This window comes from Streptomyces sp. SAI-135 (assembly GCF_029893805.1).
In the GTDB taxonomy this organism is placed as follows: Bacteria; Actinomycetota; Actinomycetes; order Streptomycetales; family Streptomycetaceae; genus Streptomyces.
Genome location: NZ_JARXYP010000002.1, coordinates 831,536 through 845,311, shown reverse-complemented (window position 1 = coordinate 845,311; position 13,776 = coordinate 831,536). Strand labels below are relative to the sequence as shown.

Annotated in this window: 13 protein-coding genes; 7 read left to right on the top strand and 6 right to left on the bottom strand. The window is 72.2% G+C overall.

The features are described from left to right. Positions 1–4: 4 nt before the first annotated feature. A complete protein-coding gene (locus M2163_RS08200) occupies positions 5–1,402 on the bottom strand; it encodes a cytochrome (RefSeq protein ID WP_280853476.1) in 1,398 nt (465 codons plus the stop codon). 157 nt (positions 1,403–1,559) lie between these two features. Then, complete coding sequence (locus M2163_RS08195; protein WP_280893586.1) at positions 1,560–2,681, bottom strand: glycosyl hydrolase 53 family protein; 1,122 nt, start codon at positions 2,679–2,681, stop codon at positions 1,560–1,562. Between the two features lie 225 nt (positions 2,682–2,906). On the opposite strand from M2163_RS08195, the gene M2163_RS08190 reads away from it, so the two are divergent. The 3 genes from M2163_RS08190 to M2163_RS08180 all read left to right on the top strand — a co-directional run bounded on the left by M2163_RS08190 (position 2,907) and on the right by M2163_RS08180 (position 5,382). Then, positions 2,907–3,212, top strand: coding sequence for a helix-turn-helix transcriptional regulator (locus tag M2163_RS08190; protein ID WP_280853477.1), 306 nt, complete (start codon positions 2,907–2,909; stop codon positions 3,210–3,212). Continuing rightward, positions 3,209–4,723, top strand: coding sequence for a helix-turn-helix domain-containing protein (locus tag M2163_RS08185; protein WP_280893585.1), 1,515 nt, complete (start codon positions 3,209–3,211; stop codon positions 4,721–4,723). Before M2163_RS08190 ends, M2163_RS08185 begins: the two co-directional genes overlap by 4 nt. 83 nt (positions 4,724–4,806) lie before the next feature. Next, positions 4,807–5,382, top strand: a complete 576-nt coding sequence (locus M2163_RS08180; RefSeq protein ID WP_280853479.1) for a transcriptional regulator — start codon at positions 4,807–4,809, stop codon at positions 5,380–5,382. Positions 5,383–5,441: 59 nt separating this feature from the next. Here the strand turns inward: M2163_RS08180 and M2163_RS08175 are convergent, their stop codons facing one another. Together M2163_RS08175 and M2163_RS08170 are read right to left on the bottom strand one after the other, a co-directional pair. After that, a complete protein-coding gene (locus M2163_RS08175; protein WP_280893584.1) occupies positions 5,442–6,236 on the bottom strand; it encodes a serine protease in 795 nt (264 codons plus the stop codon). A gap of 118 nt (positions 6,237–6,354) precedes the next feature. Then, entirely contained in the window at positions 6,355–7,047 is a 693-nt protein-coding gene (locus tag M2163_RS08170) for a GNAT family N-acetyltransferase (protein WP_280893583.1), read from the bottom strand. Between the two features lie 367 nt (positions 7,048–7,414). Here M2163_RS08170 and M2163_RS08165 point away from each other — a divergent pair, with 367 nt between their 5' ends. Genes M2163_RS08165 through M2163_RS08155 form a run of 3 tightly spaced genes read left to right on the top strand, consistent with a single transcriptional unit; the run spans position 7,415 to position 11,662 of the window. Beyond that, positions 7,415–9,652: an MMPL family transporter gene (locus M2163_RS08165; RefSeq protein WP_280893582.1), complete on the top strand. Its 2,238-nt coding sequence runs from the start codon at positions 7,415–7,417 to the stop codon at positions 9,650–9,652. Between the two features lie 7 nt (positions 9,653–9,659). Continuing rightward, positions 9,660–10,973 carry a sensor histidine kinase gene (locus tag M2163_RS08160; protein WP_280893581.1) on the top strand — a complete coding sequence of 438 codons (1,314 nt, stop codon included), beginning with the start codon at positions 9,660–9,662 and terminating at the stop codon, positions 10,971–10,973. Then, positions 10,970–11,662: a response regulator transcription factor gene (locus tag M2163_RS08155; protein ID WP_280893580.1), complete on the top strand. Its 693-nt coding sequence runs from the start codon at positions 10,970–10,972 to the stop codon at positions 11,660–11,662. Before M2163_RS08160 ends, M2163_RS08155 begins: the two co-directional genes overlap by 4 nt. 14 nt (positions 11,663–11,676) lie before the next feature. Here M2163_RS08155 and M2163_RS08150 read toward each other — a convergent pair whose 3' ends face one another. Both M2163_RS08150 and M2163_RS08145 read right to left on the bottom strand, forming a co-directional pair. Next, positions 11,677–12,417, bottom strand: coding sequence for an SDR family oxidoreductase (locus tag M2163_RS08150; RefSeq protein WP_280853486.1), 741 nt, complete (start codon positions 12,415–12,417; stop codon positions 11,677–11,679). 43 nt (positions 12,418–12,460) lie between these two features. Then, positions 12,461–12,796, bottom strand: a complete 336-nt coding sequence (locus M2163_RS08145) for a helix-turn-helix domain-containing protein (protein WP_280853487.1) — start codon at positions 12,794–12,796, stop codon at positions 12,461–12,463. Positions 12,797–12,892: 96 nt separating this feature from the next. Between M2163_RS08145 and M2163_RS08140 the strand changes: the two genes are divergently transcribed. Next, entirely contained in the window at positions 12,893–13,774 is an 882-nt protein-coding gene (locus M2163_RS08140) for an NAD(P)-binding domain-containing protein (protein ID WP_280893579.1), read from the top strand. Positions 13,775–13,776: the final 2 nt, after the last annotated feature.

Genomic DNA, 13,776 nt, shown 5'->3' with positions numbered 1-13,776 from the left:
TGGCTCAGCGCCCGCGTACCAGCCCGGCCAGATAGCGCCACAGCGACGAACGCGGACGTACGGCGGACTCGTCGGCCGGGGCGGAGTCCGCCGCGGCGGGCAGGGGCGGGAGCGGTGGCACGGGCAGGGCGGGCGTGCCCGAGAGCGTGTAGCGCACCGGAAGCGACCGCAGGCCGCGCATGAAGGGCGAGGAGCGCCACGGCAGTTGATCGACGGGCAGCGACAACTCCAGCCCGGACAGCCGCTCGAAGAGCCTGCTCACACCGATCGCCGCCGCGCCCCCGGCCAGTTCCCTGGCCGGGCACTGCCGCGGACCGGCACCCCAGGACAGATGGGCCCGCGTGCTGATGGTCGACTCGGGGCACACCTTCCCCGCGAAGGCCGGATCGGCGTGCGCGGCGCCGACCGACACCCACACCGGATCGCCGGCGGCGATGGTGTAGTCGCCGAGCCGCATGTCCTTCAGGGGGAACCGCGGCACGAAGTTGATCAGCGGCGGCTTCTGCATCACCACCCGGTTCATGGTCTCCCTGATCAGCCCGGCCGACAGGCTGGCGCTCGCGGGGAGGTTCCCGGTGATGACCTCGACGACCGTGTTGGAGATCAGGATGCCGACGTGGTCCGAGGTCATCCCGAGCAGCATCATCAGCTCGCGCGACAACTCCTCGACGCTCAGGCCGGGATGGGAGGCGAGCAGATAGGAGGGGAAGTCGTCGCCGGGCTCCTTCATCTTCGACGCGCCCAGCTCCGACAGGGTGGCGAGCAGCCGCTCCAGCGCGGGCCCCGCGTCCGGACCCGCGTCCAGCACCCGCCACATGTCCATCAGTGCGTCGTCGTGCTGCGAGCCGGGGAAGCCGAGCAGATGACTGGCGACCATGAGCGGCAGCGGCCGGGAGAACTGCGCGGACAGATCCGCCCAGCCGGTGCGGCCGCCCTGGGTGAACAGCGAGATCAGTTCGTCGGCGTCCCTGGTGATCTGGGCCTTGAGCCGCTTGGCCACCGGGTGGCGGGGGTCCTGGAAGGGCCGCAGCGCGGTGTCCCAGGCCACCTTCAGGCCGCGGTAGCCCTCACCGCCCTGGATCAGCACATGGTTGACGTCCAGCGACGGCGCGAGCGGCCAGTCCTCGGGCAGTCGCCCCTCCCGCCGCGCCCGCCAGTTCTCCAGCCCCTTGGGCCAGGCGTGGTCGTCGCGGAGGACCTCGTACGCCTCCTCGTAGCCCAGCACGAGCCAGACGGGCACCCCCAGCAGGTCGACCGGCGCGACCGGGCCGTGCGCCCGGCGCAGCCGCTCGTACACGATCGCGGGGTCCCGTTCGTAGTCCCGGGTCATGAGCGGTTCGAGGCTCATCGACTCCAGCGACTCGTGGCCGGCCGCCGATCCACTGTTCAGTTGAACCCCCATGGCTTCCTTCCCTCGCTCAGGCGCTACGCCAGGGTAATGTGACCCCCTGCACTGCCTCCATGGCGGGGGGTGATTGACGGCCCGTCGATCCGGGGAGCCGGGGGAGCGGCGAGGGGCACCGCCCGGGGACGGTGCCGCTCCGGTGCGAAGTCGCCTGCTACGGGGTCCACTTGATGTTCGGGTTCACATTCCCGGTCCAGTTGAAGACGGCCATGTTGTCCCAGCCGTTGCCGCTGTTGTCGATGTCGGCCGGGTCCCAGCCGTTGCCGCTCACGGCGTACCAGGTGGGCTCCCAGTAGAAGACCCCGATCGCGCCGTTGCTGCGGGCCGCGTTCTGCACGGCGGTGAAGTTGTCCGCCTGGCCCTGCCAACTGAGCGGGTAGCCCGAGCAGCCCGTCGTGATGGAGTTGGCGGTGCCGTCGGCGTTGGCCGAGGTGAACGGGTAGGCGGTCTCGGCGATGACGACGTTCTTGCCGTACCGGGACTTCATGTCGGCCACGACACTGCCCATGTTGGCGATCGTGCCGTGCCACGGGCAGTAGTAGGAGAGCCCGGTGATGTCCCAGTTGACGCCCTTGGCCTTGATGCCGTCGTAGAACCAGCGGGCGTTGGCGTCGCTGTCGGCGTCGGCGGTGTGGATGATCACCTGGGTGCCGCTGTTGCACGCCTTGGTCGCGTTGTAGCCCGACTTGAGCAGCAGGCTGAGGTTGGTGAAGTCGTTGTTGACGACCTTGCCCTCGTTCCACAGCATGCCGACGTTGATCTCGTTGCCGATCTGCACGCTGTCCGGGGTGGTGCCCTGCGACTTGAGGCTGGTGCAGACGTCGTACGTGTAGTTGTAGACGTCGGTCTGCAACTGGCCGATGGTGTGGCCGGCCCAGGCCGCGGGCTTGTTCTGGTTGCCCGGGTCCGCCCAGGTGTCGGAGTAGTGGAAGTCGACCAGCAGTTGCAGCCCCTTGGCCTTCACCTGCTTCGCGTACGACAGCACCTTGGCCTTGTTGTTGTAGCCGCTCGCGGGGTTGTTCCAGACCCGCAGGCGGACGTAGTTGACGCCGAGGCCCTTGAGGACGTCCAGCGGGTCCCGGGCGGTGCCGCTCGCGTCGTAGTACTTGGCACCGAGGTCGAGGGCGCGCTGGGCGGTCGACACATCGGCGCCGCGCATGGTGAGCGTCCCGGCGGCGGAGGCGCTGGTGGACGCGGTGAGCAGGGATGCGGGCAGGGCGAGTGCCGCCAGGAGCATGGCGGCCTTCGTCAGGCGACGCGGACCTTTGACGGTCATCCCGACCTCCTTGTCTGACATGACCATGTAGATGAGTTCCGTGAACGTTCACAGTAAGGAGTGCTGTCGGGGCTGTAAATACTCGGGTCCGCTGCATTTCTGCGAGGTTAAAGACGTGTCGAGTTGGGAGATCAGTTGTGTACGTACACAGAGGAGCGAGGTGGGTGGTCACTCCCTATGCGTGGCACGCATAGGGAGTGCGCTCGGAGTGGTAGGTTCCACCCCATGCGGATGACGCTCGACGAACGGGTCCGGTCGGCGGTGGCCGCCCTGCTGTACGCCACCGGTGAGTCGCAGACGGAGCTGGCCTGCGCGCTGGGTGTGAGCCAGGCCCAGGTGAGCCGCCGTCAGTCCGGCACCGCCGCCTGGAGCCTGGCCGACTGCGACGCGGTCGCCGCGCACTACGGCATCGACCCGCTGGACCTCCTGGCCGGCCCCACCCGGGCGACCGAGACCCTCCCCGCCCAGCGGCGCCGCGTCCCCGGCCGAACCCCGCGCCCCGCGACCGCGCCGGACGGGGGAGTGCGATGACCGGCTTCGACGCGATCGACGCGCTGCTCGCCGAGGCGAAGCGGGAGGTCCCGCTGCCGCCGGCCGAGGAGCGGCGCGCGCTCCGCGAGGAACTGAACGTCTCGCGCGCGCAGTTGGCGAGGGTTCTGGACGTCAGCGCGTCCACGGTGGGGGGTTGGGAGACCGGCCGGGAGCCGGGCGGGGAGGTGCGGGAGAAGTACGCGTACTTCCTGGAGGGGGCCCGGACGAAGCTGGCGGCCCGGGAGGCCGAGCCGGAGGCGGCCGACCTGAACGACGCGGCGGTTGCCGAGGCGGCCGACGGGAGCGACGCGGCGGACGCCCCGGCGGAAGCGCACCTCGACGACGTGGACCTGCTCTCCGAGCCGCGGCCCTGTGTCCTGTGCGGGCAGCCGGCCCGTCACCAGGTGGAGGGATTCCCCCAGCACCTGGACCCCGCGGACTGCGGCACGACGGACTACGGCACGACGGACCGCGGTACGGGCGACACCTCGCCACCGCCTCGGCCGGCGCGCCCCGCCCCACGCGGTGTGCAGGTCGTCCCCGTCGGGCGCCGGGTGCGGGCGGCCGACAGCCCGGACCTGATCGCCTCCGCCGTGGCGGCCGCGCTCGACCAGCACTCCGGCGACGTGGAGGCGGCGACCGCCGCGCTGGTCAGGCGGGCGATCCCGGACGCGATGGCGCTCCTCGACGACAGCCGCAAGGGCGGCCGGTACGACGTCGTCGCCCACCCCTGGCTGCCCGACATCCTGCGCAAGCAGACCGCGCGCGGTGCCGACCAGATCTGGGAGGCCCGCCCCAAGTGGACCCGGCCCGAACTGCCGCCCGGCGAGCACGAGGTGACCGCCCTCGACGTCAACGGCGCCTACCTGTCCGCACTCAAGACGCATCTGCCGATCGGCCAGCTGGAGCACTCCACCGGCGGCGACCACGACCGCCGTCGCGCCGGCGTCCACCTGATCACCCCGTCCGCCTGGGACCACGACGCCTACCTGCCGAACCCGCTCGGCAGCCGGGACGAGCCGGGCCCGCTGTGGGTGACCGAGCCGACCCTGCGGCTGCTGCTGCGCCTGGCGGGCCCCAGGTACGGGCTGTGCGACCCGCCGGAGATCCACGAGTCCTGGACCTCCGGTGCCACCGAGAACCTCCTGGAGAAGTTCCGCATCGCCCTCAAGGACGCCCGCGACCGGGCGATCGCCGAGGGCGACGAGGTGACGCTGGAGTACGTGAAGGCCATGTACAGCAAGTTCGTCTCCACGATGGGGGAGTCGAACTACAACCGGGAGCTCTACCGCGCCGACTGGATGCACCTCATCCGCTCCCAGGCCTTCGTGAACCTGTGGTGGAAGGCGCACCGGGCCTACGACGAGGGCCTCACGGTCGTCCGCGCGATGGGAACCGACGAGCTGCACGTGGTCGGCGACTGGCGCGCGGTGTTCGCCGAGGGGCGCGGTGTCACCGAGGTGAAGGTGAAGGACGTCTACACCGTCGGCGCCGAGCCGCCGAACGGATGAGCGTGGGGGGCGGTAGCCTCTGGATGTTCTGCGGTGCAGGCCGGCGAGCATCCTTGGACCAGCGGCGGACGTGAGGAGACGGGGTGCCGGAGAGGAACATCGAGTTCGGGAAGTACGGGGCTCGGGGCATCAGGGGACACGAGGCGGTGGCCCGGCAGCTCGACGCGCTCGCCACCTTCATCGCCACCCCGATCACCACCCGGCGCGGCCTGCTGGCCCGGCTGCACTACCTCACCCGCACCGAACACGCCCGCGCCACCGCCCGGGAGGCCGGGCTCACGGTCACCGACCGCACGCTGAGGGCGTGGCTGGAGGAGCGCCGCAGCCCCTCCAAGCGCAACCTGGAGAAGATCGAGAGCGCCTACCGGACCGTGCGCCGGCAGAACGTCGCCCGGTATCTGCTCGTACGCCTGACCCGTGAGGGCCGCGGCACCCGGGTCGAGTTCCATCCGCTCAACCAGAGCCAGGTGCCCCGGCCCCGCCAACGGGCCGTCGAGTACCGCACTTTGAACGTCCGTCACTGGGACCGCATCGTGCGGGCGTGGGCCGCGGGCGACGACGCCGCGCTCGACGAGGCCTGGGTCAACGACGTCGTGGTGGACCTGGGCAGTCAGTGGGGGGAGTACGAGTTCGTGACCGCCATCGGGTTCGCGGCCTGAGGCGCCGCCCCGGCAGCACGAGCACCACGGTCGACGGCCCCCCGGTGACGGGGACCGCCTCAGCGGGTGGGGATCCCCAGATCCGCGGAGACCGAGTCCGCCCGTACGAAGACCGAGACCGGGAACTGCTCGTCGCAGTACTTGTTGCCGGACGACACGATGCCCACGACCTTGCCGCCGCTGATCAGCGGACCGCCGGAGTCTCCGGGGCAGATGCTGTCGGTGGTGCCGGGGCGGGGCATGCCGCACAGCATCTCGGCGGGATCGGTGTCCTGGTCGGTGTACGGCCGGCAGGCGGTGACGGGCGAGATGACGAGGGTGGCCTGCTTGAGCCTGGTTCCCTTGACGCCGGGCCCGGTACGTCCCCAGCCGAGCACGGTGGCCTTCCGGCCGTCGGCCACCAGCTTGGCGTCGCCGGGGCCTGCCACCTTGATCGTCCGGTACGGCATCGGCGCGTCCAGGGTGAGGACCGCGGCGTCGTGGGCGTAACCGGGCGATCCGTAACGCGAGTCCATCCGGGCCGAGGTGACCGCCCGCTCCGTGCCGCCGGTGCCGTCCACCTGGGTGCGGCCGCCGACGACCGTCAGCGAGGACACGTCACCGGCGCTCTCCACGCAGTGCCCGGCCGTGAGCACCTTCGTGGGCGCGATGAGCGTCCCGGTGCAGAACTGGCTGCCCTCGAACTCGATCAGCATGGCGTACGGCCTGGCCGCCGTGGTGACCGGGCGGCCGCCCTTGACGGCCGAGGCGGGAGCGGCGGTGGACAGAAGCGCGGCCGCGGCGAGCACGGTGGTCGTGACGGCACCGGCCGTGCGGGTGCCCGCACGGGTTCTTGCGGAAGGGCGGATCGGCATGGTGGTTTCCCCCTGGACTGCTCGGCGCGGGGCGTGGACCGGCCCGCGTGATGTGGTCGGTGGGGAGGACGAGCGTCGAGGGCCGATCGGTTTCACCGCGCGCCGTGCTCACCGAGCCTCACGGGATGCAAAAGCCGCGGAAGGTCACGGGCCTGCGGGTGCCGAAGCCGAGCCGTTCGTAGAGCGCGATCGCGGCGGTGTTGGCCTCCGCCACATGCAGGAAGGGGCGTTCGCCGCGGGCGAGGATGCGTGCGCTGAGCGCGTTCACCAGGCGGGCGGCGTGGCCCTGTCCGCGTGCCTCGGGTGCCGTGCACACGGCGCTGATCTCGGCCCAGCCGGGCGGCCGGAGCCGCTCGCCCGCCATGGCCACGAGCCTGCCGTGGGCACGGATCCCGAGGTAGGTGCCGAGTTCATGGGTGCGCGGCCAGAACGGTCCCGGCCGGGTCAGCGCGGCGAGGGCGAGCATCTCGGGCACGTCGGCCGCACCCAGTTCGACCACACCGGTGTCGATGCCCTCGGCCGAATCGGTGGCGGCCCGGATCATCTGCCGTCCTTCGAGGGCGAAGACCGGCGCCCAGTCCGGGGGCGGGGTCCCCTCGGCGCTGAACATGTCGGCGAACGCGCCGGGGCCCAGCAGCCGCGCCAGGTCTTCCCAGTCAGCCGCCTCCGGCTCGGGCGACACCGCGGCGAAGGTCGCCACCTCGGGCAGATAGGCGGCGGCCCGGCCGTGCCTGCGGGCCAGGCTCGTATGGGGACCGCGCAGCGACGCGCCCACCGGATCGTCGAGTACGGCGGCGTCCCGGCTCGTCATCGTGCTGTGCCCCTCTCGGAACGGATGGTCGTGCGCCGTCGCGGCCCACTCGCTCACCGCGAGTACCGGCACGCCCAGTAAATCAGCGAGGTCCGCGCCGGATCGTCCAAGGGGTCGGTGAGCCGGTGGTCAGGTTGGCTGCCGTTGCGCACGTCCGCGTGCAGCACCAGTGACGCCTCCCCGACCAACTCCCCTCGGCTGCGACCACGTAGTGCGTGCGCACCAGGAGGCGTGTCCGGCTGGTCCGGGTGCACCAGGCGGAGACGGCGGCGCAGGACGATGTCCCGTCGGGCGCCGGAAGGAAGGGTTGGAGGCGTGCGCATCCCGCACATCCCCCCTGCCTAGCGGCGTCTGGAGTGATCGACAGGTGGCTACTTTTCTCTACCGGATCGGACGGTGGGCCTTCCGGCGGCGCCGCCTCGTGGGTGGTCTGTGGCTGGGTGTCCTGGTGCTGGCCGTCGGCGCGGCCGCCCTGGCGCCGGCCGGCGAGGAGGAGGACCTCGCCATGCCCGGCACCGAGTCCCAGAAGGCGTTCGACCTGCTGGACGAGCGGTTCCCGCAGAGCAACTCCCAAGGAGCCGAGGCCCGCCTGGTGTTCCAGGCGCCGGACGGACAGCGGGTGACGGCCGGTCGGAACAAGGCGGCCGTCGCGGACGCGCTCGGCTCGCTGGACCGGGGCGAACAGGTCGCCTCGGCCACCGATCCCTACACGACCGGTGCCGTCAGCAAGGACGGCACCATCGCCTACTCCACGATTCTCTACACCGCGGACGCCGTCGATCTGACCGCCTCGACGAAGAGCGCCCTGGAGGACGCCGCGGGCCGGGCCCGTGACGCGGGGCTGACCGTGGAGATCGGCGGCTCGGCCCTGGACGCGGAGGAGGAGCTGGGCGGGACCACGGAGATGATCGGCGTGGCGGTGGCCGCGGTGGTGCTGGTCCTCGCCCTCGGGTCGCTGGTCGCCGCCGGACTGTCCCTGCTGACCGCCTTCGTGGGCGTGGCCATCGCCTTCGGACTGGTCTCCGCGCTGGCCGCTCCACTCGGCCTGACGTCCACCGTCGCCGTCCTCGCGCTGATGCTGGGGCTGGCGGTCGGCATCGACTACGCGCTGTTCATCACCTCCCGCTTCCGTGACGAGCGCGCCCGGGGCAGTGAGCCGGAGGAGGCCGCCGGCCGGGCCGTGGGCACGGCAGGGTCCGCCGTGGTCTTCGCCGGCGCGACCGTGATCATCGCCCTGGTCGGGCTGGGGGTCGTCGGAATCCCCGAACTCACCAAGATGGGCCTGGGGGGCGCGGGTGCCGTGGCCCTCGCCGTACTCGTCGCCCTGACCCTGGTCCCCGCGCTGTTCGGCTTCTTCGGCCGGCGGGTCCTCTCCCGCGCTGCCCGCAAGGCCGCCCGGCGAGGAACCCCGCCCCCGGTGCCCGGCACACCCGCCCGGGCCGGGCTCGGCAGCCGCTGGGCGCGGTTCGTGCTGCGCCGGCCGGTGGCCGTGCTGATGGCCGCCGGGCTCGGTCTGGGCGCCGTGGCCCTGCCGGCGCTGAGCCTCGAACTCGGGCTGCCCGGAGACGAGTCCAAGTCGGTCGAGACCACCCAGCGTCGCGCCTACGACCTGCTGTCCGAGGGGTTCGGCCCCGGCTTCAACGGCCCGCTGACCGTGGTCGTCGACATGTCCGGATCCGCCGACACCCGGGCCACTACGGACCTGGTCGCCAAGACCGTGCGCGCCGTGGACGGGGTGGCGTCGGTCGGCGAGCCGGTGCTCAACCGGGCCGGGAACACGGCCGTCCTCACCGCCGTCCCGCGCACCGCACCGAACAGCGGCGAGACCAAGGACCTGGTGCACGCGATCCGGCACGCGGCTGAGGGCGTCGAGGCGGACACCGGCTCCGGCATCCTGGTGACCGGGACCACCGCGCTGAACATCGACATCTCCGAAGCCATGTCCGACGCCCTCGTCCCCTATCTGAGCGTGGTCGTCGGCCTGGCCGTCCTCCTGCTGACGGTGGTCTTCCGTTCGGTTCTGGTCCCGGTGAAGGCGGCTCTCGGCTTCCTGCTGTCGGTGGGTGCCGCCTTCGGTGTCCTCGTCGCCGTCTTCCAGTGGGGCTGGGCGGCGGACCTGCTCGGCATCGAACAGACCGGACCCGTCATGTCCCTGATGCCGATCCTGATCATCGGCATCGTGTTCGGCCTCGCCATGGACTACGAGGTCTTCCTCCTCACCCGCATGCGGGAGGCCTACGTCCATGGCGCGTCCCCCGGCGAGGCGATCGTCCACGGGTTCCGGCACAGCGGACGGGTGGTGGCCGCGGCGGCGATCATCATGGTGAGCGTGTTCGCCGGATTCGTCGGCATGAACAGTCCGACGATCCAGACGATGGGCGTCGGTCTGGCCGCCGCCGTCGCCTTCGACGCCTTCGTGGTGCGGATGGCGATCGTGCCCGCCGTCCTGGCTCTGCTCGGCCACCGGGCCTGGTGGCTGCCCCGTATCCTGAACCGCGTGCTGCCGAATGTCGACATCGAGGGTGAGGCACTGAGCAGGCGTGTCCCCGCCCCCGCCGGCGCCTCGGACCCCGCGGTGCGGCGACTGCCCGTCGGCCGGGACTGAGCCGGCCATGACGAACACGGGGGGCGGCGGCCCGCGACCGCGCGGCAGGTGGTGGCGGGAGGCGGCGATCACGGCGACGGCGTTCGCGCTCTGTCTGTTCGGCGGTGTGGTGAACGACGGCAGCACGCTGTCACCGCCGTCCGCCACCGGCTACGTGATCGCCGTGGTGTCCTGTGCCGTGCTGCCGGTACGGCACCGGGCGCCGCTGGCCGCCATGGCCGTCACCACCGCGAGCGGTGTGCTGGCGCCCTTCCTGGGGCTGCTGCTCAGCCCCCTCATCGTGGCCCCCGCCGTGATCACCGCGTACTCCTACGCGCTCACCGCGCGCACCGAACGGCGGGCGGCCGGCGCGGTGGCGCTCGTCTCCACCGCACTGCTGGTCGCCTCGACCCCCCTGTTCGGCGCCCTCTCGTGGAAGGACGCCAGCAGGGTGGGGGCGGTGGCGGCGTTCCCGCTGGTGGCCGGAGTGCTGGGGCACTCGGTGCAGAACCGGCGGGCCTACCTGGCGGCCATGGAGGAACGGGCCCTGCGGGCCGAGCAGAGCCGGGACAGCGAGGCGCGTCGCCGGGTGGCCGAGGAGCGGGTGCGCATCGCCAGGGAACTGCACGACCTGGTGGCCCACCAGATCACCCTGGCCAACGCGCAGGCCACGGTCGCGGCCCACCTCTTCGACACCCGCCCGGAGCAGACCCGCAAGAGCCTCCACGAGCTCGTCGAGACCACCAGCGACGCGCTCGACGACCTGCGGGCCACGGTCGGTCTGCTGCGTCAGTCCGGGGACGCGGCCGCGCCCGCCGAACCGGCACCCGGGCTGTCCCGGCTGCCCACCCTCCTGGAGTCCTTCCGCCGCGCGGGACTTCAGGTGTCGGTGCACCAGGAGGGCACGGCCAGGCCACTGCCGCCAGGAGTGGACCTCACCGCCTACCGCATCGTCCAGGAGGCCCTGACCAACGTGACCAAGCACGCCGGCACCGGCACCGCCCGGGTGGGACTGGTCTGGAACCGCGATCGGGTGACCATCACCGTCGCTGACGACGGCGGGGGCGCCCGTACAGCGTCGACGGCGTCCACGGGGCCGAGCGTGCCCGTGGTGGGGGACCGTCCGTCCGGATACGGTCTGATCGGAATGCGGGAACGTGCCACCGCGGTCGGGGGGCAGCTCTCCGCGGGCAGGCGCCCGGAGGGCGGTTTCCTCGTCTCCACCGAGCTGCCCCTCCCGACCGGCAAGGACAGACCGCGGGGGACCGGTGGAGCCACGGTCGCCGAGGGACGGACGGCCGACTCGGCGACCGTCGAGGCGGAGACGGGGGAGGCGCGGTGACGCTGCGGGTGCTGCTCGCCGACGACCAGGCCCTGTTGCGCGGTGCCTTCCGGATGCTGCTCGACTCCGCCGACGACATCACCGTGGTCGGTGAGGCCGCCGACGGCCGGGAGGCGGTGCGACTCACCCGGGAGCTGCACCCGGACGTGGTGGTCATGGACATCCGCATGCCCGAGGTGGACGGACTCACCGCCACGTCCGAGATCTGCGCGGACCCCGGCCTGCGGGCCAGCCGCATCCTGATCCTCACCACGTACGAGACCGACGAGTACGTCGCCCAGGCACTGCGGGCCGGGGCCGGCGGCTTCATCGGCAAGGGCATCGGGGCCGAGGACCTGCTGGACGCGGTGCGGACGATCGCCGCGGGCGACACCCTTCTGTCCCCCGCCGCGACCCGCTCCCTGGTCGCCCGCTTCCTCGCCACACCGGACGACCTCCCCGCGCACCGCCCCGAACGGCTCGCCGTGCTCACCCCGCGCGAACGCGAGATGGTGGCCCTGGTCGCGACCGGCCTGTCCAACCAGGAGATCGCCGAGCGGATGTTCCTCAGTCCCTTCACCGTCCGCGCCCACGTGCAGCGCGCCATGACGAAGCTCGACGCCCGCGACCGCGCCCAACTCGTCGTCATCGCCTACCGCACGGGCCTGGTCCAGGCCGCTCCCGACAGCGGCACCGACGGCAGCCCGTAGGACCGGGCAGGCACTCAGGTCAGGTTCAGGCCGCCGTCGAGCACGATGACCTCACCGGTCAGATAGCCGCTGGCGATGACCGACGCCACCAGGCCGGCCACGTCCTCGGGCCGGGCCGGGCGGTGCATCGGCGCACGCTCCCGCCACAGCTCGTGCGCCTGCGCCCAGTCCTTCGTCATGGGCGTGTCCACGAGTCCCGGTGCCACCGCGTTGACCCGTACCTCGGGCCCGAGCGCGGCCGCGAGCAGCCGGGTCACGTGGTTCAGCGCGGCCTTGCTCGCCGCGTACGGCACCGAGGAGCCCTTGGGCCGTACGCCGGCGTGGCTGGTGATGTTGACGATGCTGCCGCCCCCCGGGGACCGCCGTAGCGCCGGAAGGGCGGCGGTGCACAGCAGCCAGGGCGCGATGAGGTTGACCTCCAGCAGGTGCCGCCAGTCCTCCGCGGTGGCCGCCGCGAGGTCCGCGTGCGGGATCGGCCAACTGATGCCCGCGTTGTTCACCAGGACGTCCAGCCGCCCGAAGTGGTCCAGCGCCCTCTCGACCAGCCCTGTGGCCTCCTCCTCGACGCCGAGGTCCGCCTGGAGGTAGAGGCCGCCGAGCTGCGCCGCCAGCGCCTGCCCGGCCTCAGCGCTGCGCCGAGAGTGCACGACGACCCGTGTCCCGTCCGCCGCGAGCCGCCGTACGACGGCCTCGCCGATGCCCGACGTGGATCCGGTGACCAGGGCGACGGGCCGGTCTCCCGCTTCGATGCTCATGACAGCGGATCCTGTCACGGCACGGCCGGGGCCCGTCGCCGGGTCAGGTGGACCGTCCGCGCCCCCAGGCGGCCAGCGGCCGGAGCGCGTCGTTGAGGCGCTCGCCGTCCTCGGTCAGGGAGTACTCGACGCGCGGCGGCACCTCGTCGTAGGAGACGCGGAGCACCACGCCGTCCGTTTCCAGCTCGCGCAGATGGGAGGCGAGCACCTTCTCGGTGATCCCCGGGAGCAGCCGGCGCAGCTCGCCGAAGCGGCGGCAGGGGTGCTCGTGGAGCGCCCAGAGGATCAGCACCTTCCACTTGCCGCCGATCACCTCCATCGCCGCGTCGATCCCGCAGATGTGCCCGTCCGGCGCGCCGGGCCGGTTCAGCGTCGTCATGTCCCACCCCTTCGACGTGCTCGCTCACCCCGGGGTAACCACCCACTCCGAAGTGCGTACTTGATCTCCCGCGGGCCTGTGACCAGCCTGATCGGCATGACACAGAACACTGTTGAGAAGACCTCCCTCTCACTCCTGGGCCTCGGCGCGATGGGATCGGCACTGGCCCGGGCCTGGCTGGCCGCGGGCCATCCGCTCACCGTCTGGAACCGGACTCCGGCCCGTGCCAGGCCTCTTGCCGCAGAGGGCGCCAAGGTCGCTGACAGCGCGGCCGACGCGGTCTCCGCGAACTCCCTGGTCGTGATCTGCCTGTTGGACGACGCCTCGGTCGAGGAGACGCTGGCCGGCGCCGACCTGGCCGGCCGGGACCTGGTGAACCTGACCACCGGGACCCCCGCCCAGGCTCGCGAGCGCGCCGAGTGGGCCCGCGAGCGGGGAGCCCGCTACCTGGACGGCGGGATCATGGCCGTTCCGCCGATGATCGGTGCCCCCGAGGCCGGTGGCTACGTCTTCTACAGCGGCTCGCAGGACCTGTTCGAGCGGCACCGCGAGACGCTGGCGGTGCCGGCCGGCACCACATACGTCGGCCGGGACGCGGGCTTCGCCGCGCTGCACGACGTGGCCCTGCTCAGCGCCATGTACGGCATGTTCGCGGGAGCCGCGCACGCCTTCGCCCTGATCCGCAAGGAGGACATCGACCCCGCGTCCTTCGCCCCGCTGCTCGCCGACTGGCTCACGGCGATGGCCCCGGCCGTGCACCTGACCGCCGAGCAGCTCCGGAGCGGCGATTACACCCAGGGGGTCGTCTCCAGCCTCGCCATGCAGGTGGCCGGCGTCCCGACCTTCCTGCGCACCGCGCAGCAGCAGGGCGTCAGCCCGGAACTGCTCAGCCCCTACTTCGCGTTGATGCGCCGCCGGCTGGCCGAGGGCAGCGGTGAGGAGGACCTGACGGGGGTGATCGACCTGCTGCTCCGCTGACG